The organism is Vibrio sp. MMG023, assembly GCF_021654215.1.
Lineage (GTDB): Bacteria > Pseudomonadota > Gammaproteobacteria > Enterobacterales > Vibrionaceae > Vibrio > Vibrio jasicida.
In genome coordinates this window covers 77,471-93,777 of sequence record NZ_JAKFZP010000008.1, presented here as the reverse complement: position 1 = coordinate 93,777, position 16,307 = coordinate 77,471, and the positions used below count along the sequence as shown (strand labels likewise).

General features: G+C 46.1%; 11 protein-coding genes. 9 read left to right on the top strand and 2 right to left on the bottom strand.

The window, feature by feature from the left end:
- Positions 1-9 precede the first annotated feature (9 nt).
- Complete coding sequence (gene dnaK / locus L1076_RS22790) at positions 10-1,926, top strand: molecular chaperone DnaK (RefSeq protein WP_038868767.1); 1,917 nt, start codon at positions 10-12, stop codon at positions 1,924-1,926.
- Positions 1,927-2,127: 201 nt separating this feature from the next.
- On the top strand, positions 2,128-3,276 hold the full coding sequence (dnaJ, locus tag L1076_RS22785) for a molecular chaperone DnaJ (protein WP_237304525.1): 1,149 nt from the start codon (positions 2,128-2,130) through the stop codon (positions 3,274-3,276).
- 96 nt (positions 3,277-3,372) lie between these two features.
- On the opposite strand, the gene L1076_RS22780 is transcribed toward dnaJ, so the two are convergent.
- Entirely contained in the window at positions 3,373-3,807 is a 435-nt protein-coding gene (locus tag L1076_RS22780; RefSeq protein ID WP_237304524.1) for a prepilin-type N-terminal cleavage/methylation domain-containing protein, read from the bottom strand.
- A 103-nt stretch (positions 3,808-3,910) separates the two neighbouring features.
- Here L1076_RS22780 and L1076_RS22775 point away from each other — a divergent pair, with 103 nt between their 5' ends.
- From L1076_RS22775 to tadA, 6 genes are all read left to right on the top strand, one after another.
- Positions 3,911-4,426: a GspH/FimT family pseudopilin gene (locus L1076_RS22775; RefSeq protein WP_047482221.1), complete on the top strand. Its 516-nt coding sequence runs from the start codon at positions 3,911-3,913 to the stop codon at positions 4,424-4,426.
- A gap of 9 nt (positions 4,427-4,435) precedes the next feature.
- A complete protein-coding gene (locus tag L1076_RS22770; RefSeq protein ID WP_047482223.1) occupies positions 4,436-5,062 on the top strand; it encodes a hypothetical protein in 627 nt (208 codons plus the stop codon).
- Entirely contained in the window at positions 5,062-6,390 is a 1,329-nt protein-coding gene (locus L1076_RS22765) for a hypothetical protein (protein ID WP_237304523.1), read from the top strand. The genes L1076_RS22770 and L1076_RS22765 overlap by 1 nt, the downstream gene beginning before the upstream one ends.
- Positions 6,380-6,790 (top strand): prepilin-type N-terminal cleavage/methylation domain-containing protein, encoded by a 411-nt coding sequence (locus L1076_RS22760; protein WP_005424851.1) that lies wholly within the window; start codon positions 6,380-6,382, stop codon positions 6,788-6,790. The genes L1076_RS22765 and L1076_RS22760 overlap by 11 nt, the downstream gene beginning before the upstream one ends.
- Positions 6,791-7,078: 288 nt before the next feature.
- Entirely contained in the window at positions 7,079-8,638 is a 1,560-nt protein-coding gene (locus tag L1076_RS22755) for an AbgT family transporter (protein WP_005440222.1), read from the top strand.
- 459 nt (positions 8,639-9,097) lie between these two features.
- The gene (tadA, locus tag L1076_RS22750) at positions 9,098-9,631 is read left to right on the top strand and encodes a tRNA adenosine(34) deaminase TadA (RefSeq protein WP_038865456.1); all 534 of its coding nucleotides are present in this window, start codon (positions 9,098-9,100) and stop codon (positions 9,629-9,631) included.
- Positions 9,632-10,114: 483 nt separating this feature from the next.
- Here tadA and mltF read toward each other — a convergent pair whose 3' ends face one another.
- Positions 10,115-11,716, bottom strand: coding sequence for a membrane-bound lytic murein transglycosylase MltF (mltF, locus tag L1076_RS22745; RefSeq protein WP_039975395.1), 1,602 nt, complete (start codon positions 11,714-11,716; stop codon positions 10,115-10,117).
- Between the two features lie 323 nt (positions 11,717-12,039).
- On the opposite strand from mltF, the gene purL reads away from it, so the two are divergent.
- A complete protein-coding gene (gene purL / locus L1076_RS22740; RefSeq protein ID WP_237304522.1) occupies positions 12,040-15,951 on the top strand; it encodes a phosphoribosylformylglycinamidine synthase in 3,912 nt (1,303 codons plus the stop codon).
- Positions 15,952-16,307: the final 356 nt, after the last annotated feature.

Below are 16,307 nucleotides of genomic sequence, written 5' to 3'. Positions count from 1 at the left end.
GATAGCCTGATGGGTAAAATCATTGGTATTGACTTAGGTACTACTAACTCATGTGTTGCTGTACTAGACGGCGACAAACCTCGTGTAATTGAAAACGCTGAAGGCGAACGCACAACGGCATCGGTTGTTGCATATACCGATGGTGAAACGCTAGTAGGTCAACCTGCAAAACGTCAAGCGGTTACAAACCCAACTAACACGCTATTTGCAATTAAGCGTCTAATTGGTCGTCGCTTTGAAGATGAAGAAGTTCAGCGTGATATCGAAATCATGCCTTACAAAATCGTTAAGGCTGACAACGGTGACGCTTGGGTAGAAGCGCAAGGCCAAAAAATGGCTGCTCCTCAAGTTTCTGCTGAAATCTTGAAAAAAATGAAGAAAACTGCTGAAGACTTCCTAGGTGAGGAAGTAACTGGCGCAGTTATCACAGTTCCTGCTTACTTTAACGATGCTCAACGTCAAGCAACAAAAGACGCTGGCCGTATCGCAGGTCTAGAAGTTAAACGTATCATCAATGAACCAACAGCGGCTGCTCTAGCATACGGCCTAGACAAGTCAGGCGGCGACCGCACTATTGCGGTATACGACCTTGGTGGTGGTACATTCGATATCTCTATCATCGAAATCGATGAAGTTGAAGGCGAGAAAACTTTCGAAGTTCTAGCAACTAACGGTGATACTCACCTTGGTGGTGAAGACTTTGATACACGTCTAATCAACTACCTAGTTGACGAGTTCAACAAAGAGCAAGGTATCAACCTTAAGAACGATCCACTAGCGATGCAACGTGTTAAAGAAGCAGCAGAAAAAGCGAAAATTGAGCTTTCTTCTACTTCTCAAACTGACGTAAACCTACCTTACGTGACTGCAGACGCGACTGGTCCTAAGCACATGAACGTGAAAGTGACTCGTGCGAAACTAGAATCTCTAGTTGAAGACCTAGTACAACGTTCTCTTGAGCCACTAAAAGTTGCTCTAGCTGACGCTGACCTATCTGTAAACGACATCACTGACGTAATCCTAGTTGGTGGTCAGACTCGTATGCCTATGGTTCAAGCGAAGGTTGCTGAGTTCTTCGGTAAAGAAGCTCGCCGCGACGTAAACCCTGATGAAGCAGTAGCAATGGGTGCTGCAGTTCAAGGCGGTGTACTTGCAGGTGAAGTAAAAGACGTACTTCTACTAGACGTAACACCACTGTCTCTAGGTATTGAGACAATGGGCGGTGTAATGACTAAGCTAGTTGAGAAAAACACAACTATCCCAACTAAAGCTAACCAAGTTTTCTCTACAGCAGAAGACAACCAGAACGCGGTAACAATCCATGTTCTTCAAGGTGAGCGTAAGCAAGCGTCATACAACAAGTCTCTAGGTCAATTCAACCTAGAAGGCATTCAAGCTGCGCCTCGTGGTATGCCACAAATCGAAGTAACTTTCGACCTAGATGCTGACGGTATCCTTCACGTATCTGCGAAAGATAAGTCAACAGGTAAAGAACAGAAGATCACTATCCAAGCTTCTGGCGGCCTAAGCGACGAAGACATCGAGAAAATGGTTCAAGAAGCAGAAGCTAACAAAGAAGCGGACAAAAAGTTCGAAGAGCTAGCGGCTGCACGTAACCAAGCTGACCAAATGATTCACGGTACTCGTAAGCAAGTAGAAGAAGCTGGTGAAGCACTACCTGCAGATGAGAAAGAGAAGATTGAAGCAGCTATCGCTGAGCTTGAAACTGCTCGTAAGGGTGATGACAAAGAAGCAATCGATGCGAAAGTTCAAGCGCTTATGACTGCAGCTCAAAAGCTAATGGAAATCGCTCAACAACAAGCTCAAGCTCAACAAGCACAAGGTGCTGACGCTGATGCTCAACAGTCTAAAGAAGACGACGTAGTTGATGCTGAGTTCGAAGAAGTTAAAGACGACAAGAAATAAGCTTTCTTAACTAGGCGATTGCGGTCGCCTAGAGTCGATAAGACTTTGTGTACGGGCGTTTGGGGTGACTCTTACGCCCGTCTGTTTGTCAACGTTGTCCTTCTAGCTAAGTATTTTGCAATAAGTGCACTTAGCTAGAATGATACAAACACCAAGCGGTGAATCGATGCCGTTTGCAGTAAATAATTGGTGACGAAGAACATGTCAAAACGTGATTTTTACGAAGTATTAGGCGTAAGCCGTGATGCCTCTGAGCGCGATATCAAAAAGGCGTACAAGCGTCTAGCGATGAAATACCACCCAGACCGTAACCAGGGTGATGAGTCTGCTGCGGACAAGTTTAAAGAAGTAAAAGAAGCGTACGAAATTCTAACTGAGCCTCAAAAGAAAGCGGCTTACGACCAGTATGGTCATGCGGCTTTTGAACAAGGCGGTGGCGGCTTCGGCGGCGGCGGTTTTGGTGGCGGTGGCGCTGATTTCGGCGACATCTTCGGTGATGTATTTGGTGATATCTTTGGTGGCGGCCGTCGTGGCGGTGGTCAGCAGCGAGCACAACGTGGTGCGGACCTGCGTTACAACATGGAACTGTCGTTAGAAGAAGCCGTTCGCGGTGTTTCTAAAGAGATCGAAGTGCCTACGCTAGTCCACTGTGATACCTGTGATGGCAGTGGCGCGAAGAAAGGCTCAACGGCTGAAACTTGTGGCACCTGTCATGGCCATGGTCAAGTACAGATGCGTCAAGGCTTCTTTGCTGTACAGCAGACCTGTCCTACCTGTCACGGTAAAGGCAAGATCATCAAAGACCCATGTAATGAATGTCATGGTCAAGGCCGTAAGCAGAAAACTAAGACACTTAACGTTAAGATCCCAGCTGGTATTGATACTGGCGATCGCATTCGTCTGTCTGGCGAAGGTGAAGCAGGAGAAATGGGCGCACCAGCAGGTGACCTATATGTACAAGTTCACGTGAGAGAGCATCACATCTTTGAACGTGAAGGTAACAACCTATACTGTGAAGTGCCTGTAAGCTTTGCAATGGCTGCACTTGGTGGTGAAGTTGAGGTTCCGACGCTAGATGGTCGTGTGAACCTTAAAGTACCGACAGAAACGCAAACTGGCCGCATGTTCCGCATGCGTGGTAAAGGTGTGAAAGGCGTTCGTGGTGGCGGTGTGGGTGACCTAATCGTTAAGCTAGTGGTTGAGACACCTGTTAACCTAAGCTCTCGTCAAAAAGAATTGCTGAAAGAGTTTGATGAGTCTTGTGGTGGCGATGCTGCGACTAAGCACAAACCAAAATCTGAAGGTTTCTTCAACGGTGTGAAGAAGTTCTTTGATGACTTAACCAGCTAATTGCGTGGTTAACTGAATCCAATAAAAAGCCTGCAACGATGCAGGCTTTTTTTGCATTTAGCGATTGATAGCTTAATGGATTCAAGCAAATGCGCTCTAGTTCCAACAATCGCTTGGCGATTCAATATTGGTTGAAGTGAGTGTTATTTTTTTGTCTTGGCCAGTGAAGCAACTGTCGTTGTCTTGCCCTAAATCAGACTTGGCTGTTGCTTCAATTCTATACGCTAAAGTCGCTGAACTGACGATATGAAATGAAAAGCGGTCTGAGTCTGAATCACAAATCGTACAATGCCCACCAGATACCAATCCACTCCAGTCGTAGCTCCCGTCATAAGACGTTTCGAGTTCCAATTGAAGACGAGCAATATCACTGATCGCAACAGTGCGATGGGCAGTGATACTGTGGTTGCTATAAGACGGATAGGCGATAGCGGCAATGATACCGACGATCACAACGGCTATCAGTAATTCGATCAATGTCATCCCTCTAAATCGTTTGTTGTATCCGTTACAACCAGAAATTCGAATCATGACGAGTAGTTCCCTTTTCACTTTTCCGCCTATTTTTCTTAGGTGATAGCATCAGCGCAAGATGAATTACGGCCCTTTTGCCGTTTGCATAGGAATTTGGGAAATGCCTCGCGGGTTTACGTTGTTGGAGCTTCTGATCACCATCGCAGTAATGAGTGTTTTACTGGCGGCGGCAGCACCATCTTTCCAAAATGTTTTTGAAACCAACAAAATGCAGCGTTTAGCTGATGAGCTACACGGTTTTGTTCTTCAAGGTAAGTCGGAAGCGGTTTTACGCAGAGAAAGACTCTGGGCTCACATTATTATGTCTGGGGCTTCATCAAGTGATGGCAATTGGCGAATAGAGCTTACTGATAACGGAACCGAAGGAGCAGGTACGGTTTTGTTGTCATTTTCGGGAGAGGCTTACAACGGAATTGTGGTTACGCCAAGTTATTCATCGACTCAAATCAGCTTCGATGACGTTCATGGTCGCCCTTCCTCCGGTAATATCAAATTTTATCCGGTAGGAGAATCTACAAAAGCACTTAAACTCATCTCTCACACTCTTTCTGCTCGCGTTCGTGTATGTAGTGATAACAACAATACCGAGTTCTTTGGGTACTCAACCTGTTCTTAAGGGATGAATATGTTTAACCAAAAAGGTGCCAGCCTCGTTGAGTTCATGATTGCCTCTTCTTTAGGACTGATTTCTCTCGCTATTGTCGGGTCGCTTTATATCAGTGGCCAAAAGGTGGCGATGGAGCGCTCTAAAGAGCTGATGTTATTGCAAAACACAGCCAGTGTTCTGCAGATGATGAAGAGCGATATTCAGCGCGCAGGATTTGATGGTAGCGATGGAAATTCGGTCAAAATATCCGGTGCAAGTAACACACTTTATACCATTAGTGGCGCTGACTCTGGGCTTATTGCATACGTTTATAACGTTGGGGTTTCTGGAGCTACGTCTTTGTATAAAAACGTGGTGTATGAGCAACGGGATGGCACACCTGAATCGCTCTTTGTGTGTGAAAAGAAGCAAGCCACTATATGGGATATCAATGATGTGGCCAACCTCTCCGGTACAGGGACGTGTAACACACTCTTCGATAAAAAAGCGATCCACGTTAATCGGTTTGATCTTGTGAGTGAGGTTCTCGAAAACACCGACGCTAAGAGTGCCCTAATAACCGTTACCTTGGGGACTGAATTGAAAGATGCGACGAATATTCGTACGGAGCAGTCCTTTACCGTTAAACAAAGGAACTGGCAATAATGAATAAACAACAAGGTGCAGCAGCGTTACTGGTTGTCAGTGTATTACTTGTCGCTGCGTTAATGATGTCGCTTGGTAGCTACAAGTCTCTTTTTTATCAGATCAAGCGTGCCAATAACCAAATTGAAGCGCGGCAAGAGCACTGGCGTGCTGAGGGGGGATTGGAGTGTGTTTTCGCTCTAGTTCAAGAGACTGGGGCTGTTCCGACTACAATACAGCTAGATGCCTGTAGTTCAAGTTTGACACTGAGTAAAGCCAGCCAATATTTGACGGTAGTCTCTGAGAGTGGGTTTGCTGAAATAACAAAAGTCATAAAATTCGCAGGTAGAAATGGAGCTGGAGCTATCCAGACAACGGCAGATCTTTATTTAAACGGCTCTAACTCTATTAGCCCTGATCCTTTAAAAGAAGCAAGCACTACCAATAAATGGCAATGCCGAGCCGTAACATACAGCAGTAAATTGAAAGTGTTTGGCAATTTGCAGAATAAAGGGTTAACGGATAATGCTAAACCCTATGTTGACTTTCCTTCAGGGCAGGGGTGCGATTCTGGGCATCAATCAACAGTTACTTCTTCGCCAACATCTTCTCAAAAAGATTTCTTGTTAGATGCATCACAACAGCCATTTGAAAACTTCTTTGCTGAAAAACGTGAGGATTGGTTCAAAATCATGTCCAACGAAGAGTTTGTAAAGGTATCTGCTACTTCTTTGACTAAAAGCTCTGGTGAAATGAAATTTACGCAACAAACTTTACCAGCCCCATCAAGGGTTAATGATTGTGGTACCCAGATAAAGAATATTATTAATAATGGAAAAGACTTAATCTGGATTTATGGTAATTGTCACTTAACGGGAACTGATTTAAGTAATATTGGAACTGCTATTAATACTCACACTCCTAGCGGTGTTATCTTGGTTGCTCACAATGGGTTATTTACTACAAGTGGTGCGCTTACTTTCAAAGGGTTACTTTTCCATTTCGTTTCTGGTGAAATAGATAATAGTGGAAACTTCCACCCTGACTTCACTCCCTCCTCTGCTTCATGGAGCAGCAGCTCCGCAACGGTTCAAGACGATTTAGAGGCATTGAAGTTAGTACTTGATGGCCATGTTGCTAACTTTACTCCTAAACCGACTGATACCGACATTGTGTATTATCAACAAGGCGCTTTTTTCCCTTCAGGTGGTTATGTGATGGATGCTCCGGGACAGGCCGCTATTTTTGGTGCTGCACTAGATCTATATTTTGATGGCAACGCAATTGATGTGCCTCTCTCTCGTATTCTGAAGACTAAATGGAAAAAGGGCTCTTGGAATGATCTCTAAACAAAAAGGCTTTAGCTTAATCGAGGTGCTGATTTCTTTTCTGCTGCTTGGTATTGGTGCGCTCGGTTTAACTAAGCTACAAATCTACATGGAACGTGAATCGGATTACGCGATTCAAAGTATCGAGGCACTGCGACTGGCCGAAAATCAACTTGAGTTGTTCCGCACTCGAGGTGCTTCTGAGGCAATGTCTACTATCACACCTGCCAGTTTCGCTGCTATTGCAACAGGATCTTCTGCTACTGGATCTTATATCGTTGAGTGGGAAGTGCCTGCAGCAACGATCTCCGGATCTCTCAAGACCATCACGATAACTTCTAGCTGGAAAGATAGGATGGGGGAAACGCAATCGATTGAGCTAAAAACAATGATTTCGCGTTACAGTGAGTTCGAAAACTAAGGTGTTTTGCATTTCTTGTACAATTGCTTTTATCGTAAATATTGACAATTTTTATGCTTGGTTGGGTGGTTAATAGGTGGTTTTGCAACTGTTAATGCGAATGGTGTGCTACTGTTTTTTTTATGTTTAATTGATATGTCGTTTTTGCAAAATATGTCTCCAAATATGGAAAAAAACATAGAACCTTGTGCTTTCTTAATCACTATTTAATAGAATGCTCGGTTGAAAATAGGCCGTTATAATTACTCAAATAGGCCATGGCACCAACATCATTCATATGGAGTTACCATGAGTAACCAAGCTGTAAATAAAGCACCGTCACCGAAGCCGAGCGGGATGGATCGCTTTCTGAACTTTATCGAAAGAGCGGGTAATAAAATTCCTGATCCAGCGATTCTGTTCTTCTGGGCACTAATCATTACTTGGGCTGCGTCTGCACTTTTGTCGAATGTTTCTTTCGACCTTCTAAACCCTCGAACTGGCGAAGCTCTTACTATTACTAACCTTCTTACGGGTGAAGCACTAGCAAGTTTCCTTGCTAACATGGTGACAACGTTCACTGGCTTTGCTCCACTGGGTATCGTACTTGTTGCGATGCTAGGTGTGGGTGTTGCCGATTCGTCTGGCTTCATCACCACTGGTCTTAAGAAGATGCTGAACTTCACGCCAGCAAAACTTCTTACTCCAATGCTAATTCTTGTGGCAATCGTATCGCACACTGCGGCGGATGCGGGCTACGTTCTAGTTATTCCTCTTGGTGGTATCATCTTCCACGCAGCAGGTCGTCACCCTCTAGCGGGTATCGCAGCTGCGTTTGCTGGTGTATCAGGTGGTTTCTCTGCAAACTTCATCCCTTCAGGTATCGATCCTCTACTAGCTGGCTTTACTCAAACAGCGGCACAGGTTCTTGACCCTGAGTACGTGGTTAACCCGCTAGCGAACATCTTCTTTACTGGTCTATCTTCAGTAATCATCGTTGCTATTGGTTGGTACGTAACTGAAAAAATCATCGAACCTCGCCTAGCGAACACGCCTGTTGATGAAGATGCAGAAAAAGCACCAGATCTTGGTTCTTTCACTGAAACTGAATCAAAAGCTTTCCGTTACGCTGGTTGGGCTATGATGGCAGGTATCGCACTTCTTGTTGTGGCACTTATCCCAGAAAACTCTGCACTGCGTTCACCTGAAGGTGAAATCACTGCGTTCTCTGCGCCAATCATGAAGTCTATCGTTCCGTTGATCTTCATCCTGTTTATCATTCCGGGTTACGTTTACGGTCGCGTTTCTGGCACGTTCAAGACAAGTAACGACATCATCAAAGCGATGGCGGATACTATGTCTACGATGGGCGCATACATTGTAATGTCGTTCTTCTGTGCGCAGTTCCTATCTGCGTTCGCGCAATCAAATATCGGTACGATGCTAGCGCTATACGGTGCGGAAGGCCTGAAAGCGATGAACCTACCTGGTGAAGCAACTATCATCGGTATGATTCTTCTAACGGCTTCTGTAAACCTTCTAATCGGTTCTGCATCAGCGAAATGGGCTCTTATCGGTCCTATCCTAGTGCCTATGCTAATGGCTGTGGGTATCTCGCCTGAGCTATCTCAAGCGGCTTACCGTGTAGGTGACTCTGTATCGAACATCATTTCACCTCTGATGGTATTCTTCCCTCTAGTAGTGGTTTACTGTCAACGTTACGTGAAGTCGACAGGTATCGGTACGCTAGCTTCTCTAATGATGCCATTCTCGATTGCGATGCTAATCGGCTGGTCTATCTTCCTAGTTGCTTACTGGATGCTAGGTATTCCTCTAGGTATCCAAGCGCCATACACATACACAATGTAAATACCGTCATATTTGGCGCTGTAGCGTTGTTAACTGCGCAAGTTCACCCTAATCACATAGAGCCTCTATGCTCATAGGGCTGAACTTGCTTGTTGCCTAGCTACAACACCAACTATTTAGGTATTGGTAATTCGAAAGCGCTGGTCGAGAGACTGGCGCTTTTTGGTTTTCGGGAATCGAAGAACGGACTTTGTCCTATAGAAAGCTTCGCTTTTTAAATCAAGAGGTGTACCGGAAGGTTGATGAGAGAGACTCAGTTTAAACAGCGTTGACAAAATTTGCTCCTAGAAAAACAAAATAAGCCGCATCCCGCATCCCGCATCCCGCATCCCGCATCCCGCATCCCGCATCCCGCATCCCGCATCCCGCATCCCGCATCCCGCACCCCGCTTCCACTTCCTCTCTTTGAAGGTTAAAATCCACTTTCCATAATGACCGATCCCAAAACTGGAGCCTCTTTTGTCAGACTCACAATTCTCCCCTCAAGACGAACTATTTATGCGCCGTGCGATAGAGCTTGCAGAGCAAGCTGAAGCGGAAGGGGAAGTGCCTGTTGGGGCAGTGCTTGTGAAAGATGGTGAAGTGGTTGCTGAAGGTTGGAACCGCTCTATTTGTTCGCACGATGCGACCGCTCATGCTGAGATCCAAACCTTGCGTAAAGCGGGTGAGGTGTTCGAGAACTACCGTTTACTTGATACTACGCTCTATGTGACCTTAGAGCCGTGCCCTATGTGCGCAGGTGCGTTACTACACAGTCGAGTAAAGCGCGTGGTATATGGAGCACCAGACCTTAAAGCTGGCGCTGCAGGGACCGTTCTGAATTTGTTTGAGAGCCAAGCCGCGTATCATTATGCGACAGTAGAAAGCGGTTTGCTGGAAGAGGAATGCAGAGGTCAGTTACAGGCGTTCTTTAAACGTCGTCGTAAAGAAATTAAAGCGAAGAAGCAGGCGCAAAAAGCGTTGGACAATGAACAGGGAACAAAAGACGAATAACAGGGAGTTTGATGGTTGTTTTTAGCAAACACCTACCGTGCAGTAGATGTTTGCTTCAAGTTTTCAGTGATTCACTAAGTGAACGAAAACACGATTACGTGCACTGACTTTTCTTTTCATGGTTGTAAGCGTGCGCTTACGGCGGTTAGCAGCCACTGTTTTATTCAAACGTTTTGACTGCACTCTGCGTTTTCTCATTATCAGAACCTCTTGCAGACAACGAACACACTCTCCGACACTCGCATAGCAAAGTATCCGATTCATGATCAATAGATGTTATTCTTATGATGCATACTCATGGATGATGGTGACATCATATCAAGGAGAGGGTGACCAATTGAGCTCACTGTTTCTCTTCCGTTACTCGGTATTTCACGAAAACACTGGCTAGATAAATGAGCTCGAAAGACGGGATTCTAGTGAGTTTCTGTTGGCGACTCAATAAAAAAATAGCGAGCTGTTAGCTCGCTATTTTCGAAAGGTTTATTCTTCTTTTGGATTCGGCGTTTGCTCTGCATTTTGAGTTGGGCTGGCCTCAGTACTTGGTGTTGTCTCGACCGCTCCCGAAACTTGCTCAGCTAAGGTTTCCACCGCTCCAGACGTTAACAGATCTGGGGAGAGTGGTGGAATGACTTGAAGATCTTCTGTGTCTTCGTCAATCGCAGGCTTTTGGCTGACATGACCAATGATGGATTGATAGTAGCGACGAATGTTCTCAACATAGTTGCGTGCTTCATCACCACGAGCATAACCATAACGTGTTTGGCTGTAGAAGCGCTTCTGGCGCAGCAAGGGTAAACGCTCTTTAACATCTGCCCACGCGTTTGGATCGCCGCCTTGTGCTTTAGTCAGGCGTCGTGCGTCCATCATATGACCATAACCCACGTTGTATGATGCTAAGGCAAACCAAATCTTTTCATGTTCATTAATTGAATCTGGAACACGTGCGACTATACGACGTAGGTATTCCACGCCACCGCGTACGGATTGTTCCGGATCAAGACGATCTGTTACACCAACACTTTTTGCGGTAGGGAGCGTGAGCATCATCATGCCACGAACGCCAGTCGGCGACTTCGCTTTTGGTTTCCAATGAGACTCTTGATAAGCCAATGCAGCAATCAAGCGCCAATCAAACTCTTCACTGTATTTTTGGAACAGCGGTGCCCATTTAGGCAAGGTATTGTCCAGTGCGCGTATAAAAGCACGAGTATCGACATAATCGAAGGCTTCGATATGTCCAATGTACTTCTCTTCTAAAGTCGCCAGTTCGCCAGATTGTTTAATATTGCCGAAGAACTCGATCAACATTGCGTAGAAGCTTTCATCTTCAGAGCGACGAGTAAACCAAGATACGGGTTGGTCTTCTGTCAATTCAAAGGCTAAAGCAAGATCCGGATACAGGCGCTGTGCCAAAGACAGTTCTACTGAATCGGTTACCGTAAAACGTAACTCACCTGTAGAGACATGCTTGAGCAGATCTCGCGTATCCGCATCACCAACAATCTCAAATTGGAAATCTGGGTATTGTTTCTGTAGCGCCGTTAAGGTTGGAACAAACTGAGATTGTTCAACTATCTGAAGAGTTTCTGCCCCAGCATTTGAGCCTTCTTCCGCATTACTGTCTTTTTTAGCTTGATAATTGATCAGCTGATTAATGTCGCGAGGACGAAGCTGACCTTTTTTATAAACCACTTGTTGGCTGACGTAATAGTAAGCGGGTCCAGGACGAAAACGTTGTACAGCTTCAGAAGTTTGGTTTAAACCTGTAGCAATAATATCGATGTCGCCTTTCTTTAATGCAGGGAAGAGATCCGCTTGGCGAAACGCCGGTCGAATCTCCAGCTTCACACCTAATTGCTCAGCAAATTTTCGTGCCAGTTCGTAATCCAAACCTGCCGGGCCATCAGGACCGATGTAGTAGGAGAGTTGGTTGTTTAGCGTGCCAACACGTAGGACACCACGCTCTTGGATTTGCTCGAATTCACTTTTTGGCTCCGATTCAATCTGGCAAGCAGAAAGTAAAAGCACAGACGCGAAAAGTAGGGCGCTGCGCTTGAGTCGGTTGAACTGACTTATTTGCATTAATTCGGTACGTCTCGATAAATTTCTAGTTGCCTTTATATCAAAGCGAGCTGGTTGGGCAAAGTGAATCAGGCAGATAGAGTGCGACATTGTGTGATTTATCGACATTTTAGTCGTAAATCAAATTTGACGAAAAAAATGACGCAAACGGTTGCTTTTGGTGTTACATCACAAAAACAATTGCTATATAATGCGCTCGCAACGAAGAGGTGGCATCGGCATAGGTTTGAAAAACCTTCGGGAATAGCTTCGAAGAAAACAGTATAACCCACTGAATTTATTCCAATATCACCTTAATCACTTGCAATAAGAGACCTAAGCACATGAGAATTTTGCGTGGCTCCCCAGCTCTTTCTGAGTTTCGTGTTAATAAACTACTGGAACTTTGTCGTGAACAAGATCTGCCTGTCACTGGCATTTACGCAGAGTTCATGCACTTTGCGGATCTAAAGTCTGACCTTGATGCTCAAGAGTTGGAAAAACTGGAAAAATTGCTGACTTACGGTCCTACGATCGAAGAGCATGAGCCAGAAGGTCTTCTACTTCTTGTTACGCCTCGTCCGGGCACTATTTCGCCTTGGTCTTCTAAATCTACTGATATCGCTATCAACTGTGGACTAGACAAAGTAAAACGTCTTGAGCGCGGCACTGCATACTACGTAGAGACATCGACTCCTCTTAACGATGCTCAAATTGCTGATGTAAAAGCACTCATCCATGATCGCATGATGGAAGTGACATTTACTGATTTCGATGCAGCAAATGCGTTATTCCAAGCGGCAGAACCTGCTCCTGTAGCAGACGTTGACCTATTAAAAGGCGGTCGTGCTGCGCTTGAAAACGCAAACGTTACCTTAGGTCTTGCTCTTGCAGATGATGAAATAGAATACCTTTACGATGCGTTCGTAAATAAGCTAGAACGTAACCCGACTGACATTGAGCTCATGATGTTTGCGCAGGCGAACTCAGAGCACTGTCGTCACAAGATCTTTAATGCAGACTGGACTATCGATGGCGTTAAGCAAGAGAAGTCTCTGTTCAAGATGATCAAAAACACGTTTGAAACCACACCAGAAAACGTTCTGTCTGCATACAAAGATAACGCAGCAGTTATGGTGGGTTCAGATGTAGGTCGCTTCTTCCCGAACCCGGAAACTCGCCAGTACGGTTACAGCCAAGAGAAAGCGCATATCCTAATGAAGGTGGAAACGCACAACCACCCAACGGCTATCTCTCCTTGGCCGGGCGCTTCTACTGGTTCAGGTGGTGAAATCCGCGACGAAGGCGCGACGGGGATTGGTGGTAAGCCAAAAGCAGGTCTAGTTGGTTTCACAACATCTAACCTACGTATTCCTGGTTTTGAACAGCCATGGGAAACAGATTTCGGTAAGCCAGGTCGCATCGTTACCGCTCTAGACATCATGCTAGAAGGTCCATTGGGTGGCGCGGCGTTTAACAACGAATTTGGTCGTCCAAACCTACTGGGTTACTTCCGTACTTACGAAGAAAAAGTGAACTCTCACGCCGGTGAAGAGGTTCGTGGTTACCATAAGCCAATCATGATTGCTGGTGGCATGGGTAACATTCGTGACGAGCACGTTCAGAAGAAAGAGATCCCTGTTGGTGCAAGCCTAATTGTACTTGGTGGTCCAGCAATGAACATCGGTCTTGGCGGTGGAGCTGCTTCTTCTATGGCATCTGGTCAATCAGCAGAAGACCTAGATTTTGCATCGGTACAGCGTGAAAACCCAGAAATGGAACGCCGCTGTCAGGAAGTGATCGACCGTTGTTGGCAACTTGGTGATGCTAACCCTATCGCATTTATCCACGATGTGGGCGCGGGCGGTATCTCTAACGCACTTCCAGAGCTTGTAGACGATGGCGAGCGTGGCGGTATCTTCCAACTGCGTGACGTACCAAACGACGAGCCGGGCATGAGCCCACTTGAGATCTGGTGTAACGAATCTCAAGAGCGTTACGTAATGGCAGTTGCGCCAGAGAATATGGAAGTATTCGACGCAATCTGTAAGCGTGAGCGCGCACCATACGCCGTAGTAGGTGTAGCAACGGAAGAGCGTGAACTGAAACTTGAAGATTCGCATTTCGACAACACGCCAATCGACATGCCAATGGATGTACTTCTTGGCAAGACGCCTAAGATGCACCGTGATGCGAAAACGCTTAAAGCGAATAACCCAGCGGTTAACCGTGACGGTATCGAGCTAAATGAAGCCGTGGATCGCGTTCTACGTCTACCTACGGTTGCAGAAAAAACATTCCTAATCACGATCGGTGACCGCACGGTGACTGGTCTTGTTGCGCGTGACCAAATGGTTGGCCCTTGGCAGGTTCCAGTAGCAAACTGCGCGGTAACCGCAGCAAGTTACGACACTTACCACGGTGAAGCGATGTCGATGGGTGAGCGTACACCAGTTGCTCTACTAGACTTTGGTGCGTCGGCTCGTCTAGCGGTTGGTGAAGCAATCACAAACATCGCAGCGACAAACATCGGTGATATCAAACACATTAAACTGTCTGCAAACTGGATGTCTCCAGCAGGTCACCCGGGTGAAGACGCAGGTCTTTACGAAGCAGTGAAAGCAGTTGGTGAAGAGCTATGTCCAGCGCTTGGTCTAACTATCCCAGTTGGTAAAGACTCAATGTCGATGAAGACCAAGTGGGAAGAGAACGGCGAGCAGAAAGAAGTAACGTCTCCGTTATCTCTTGTTATTACTGCGTTTGCACGTGTTGAAGATGTTCGTAAGACGATTACTCCTCAGCTTCGTACTGACAAAGGTGTTTCTAGCCTTGTACTTATCGACCTAGGTAATGGTCAAAACCGTCTAGGCGCAACAGCGCTTGCACAGGTTTATAAGCAGCTTGGTGATAAGCCAGCAGACGTAGACAACGCAGTACAACTGAAAGGCTTCTACGAAGGCGTTCAAGCCCTAGTCGCGAATGACCAAGTAGTGGCTTACCACGATAAAGGTGATGGCGGTCTATTCGTGACTCTTGCTGAAATGGCATTCGCAGGTCACTGTGGTGTGAAAGCAGATATTGCTGACCTAGGTGAAGACGTACTAGCAGCACTATTTAACGAAGAGCTAGGTGCAGTACTTCAGGTTAAGAACGAAGATTTAGACGCGGTACTTTCAACGCTATCAGCAAACGGTCTTGAGGCATGTTCTCATGTAATCGGCTCAGTAGAAGCATCTGATGAGCTAGTGATTACTTCTGGTGACACGGTAGTTCTAGAGCGTAATCGTACTGAACTACGTACTATCTGGGCGGAGACTACGCATAAGATGCAAGGTCTACGTGATAACCCAGCATGTGCTGACCAAGAGCATGAAGCGAAGAAAGACAACTCAGATCCTGGCCTAAACGTTAAGCTAAGCTTCGATGTAAATGAAGACATTGCAGCACCTTACATTGCCGGTTCTATGATAAATAAGGGCGCTAAGCCTAAGATGGCAATCCTACGTGAGCAGGGCGTTAACTCTCACGTTGAGATGGCAGCAGCCTTTGACCGAGCAGGCTTTGAAGCAACCGATATTCACATGAGCGACATCCTAACCGGTCAAGCGGTTCTAGAAGAGTACCAGGGTCTAGTCGCTTGTGGTGGCTTCTCTTACGGTGACGTACTTGGTGCGGGTGAAGGTTGGGCTAAGTCTATCCTGTTCAACGAGCAAGCTCGCAACCAGTTTGAAGGCTTCTTCCAGCGTGAAGATACCTTCTCTCTAGGTGTATGTAACGGCTGTCAGATGCTATCGAACCTGAAAGAGCTAATCCCAGGTGCAGACCTATGGCCACGCTTCGTTCGTAACGAATCTGAGCGTTTTGAGGCTCGCTTTAGCCTAGTGGAAGTACAGAAATCTGATTCTGTATTCTTCGATGGCATGGCAGGCTCTCGCATGCCAATCGCAGTTTCTCATGGTGAAGGCCGCGTAGAAGTTCGTGATGCTGACCACCTAGCCGCGATTGAAGCGTCAGGCACGGTTGCAGTTCGTTACGTGGATAACCACGGTAATGCGACTCAGCAATACCCGAACAACCCGAATGGTTCGCCAAATGCAATCACGGGTCTAACGACTCAAGATGGCCGCGTAACTATCATGATGCCGCACCCAGAGCGTGTATTCCGTACAGTTGCGAACTCATGGTCTCCAGAAGGTTGGGGTGAGAACGGTGCTTGGATGCGTATGTTCCAAAACGCACGCAAGAACATCGGTTAATCACGACGTCGTTCGTCAACGTTAACGAAAATCGATAAGCGCTGGTTGAGAGACCGGCGCTTTCTTTATTTAAGAATCGAGAACAGACTTCGTCCTACAGGACGCTGCGCTTCGAGAGTCGGGAAGGCTTCGCTGTAGGAATTGAGATGTGTGTACTGGAATACTAGAGGTCAATGCATGGACTCAATAGGTGTTGACAGTATTTGTTCCTAAGTATTCCAAATGAAATCGTCTCCCGTCTCCCTTAAAAAACTTGCAGCGTTTCGGTAACTTTTATGCTCTAATACCGCGCTTACCAAGGGATGGTGTTAAACAGCTCAGCTTAGATGGAGTTATCAAGTTGACCGAATCCCTGA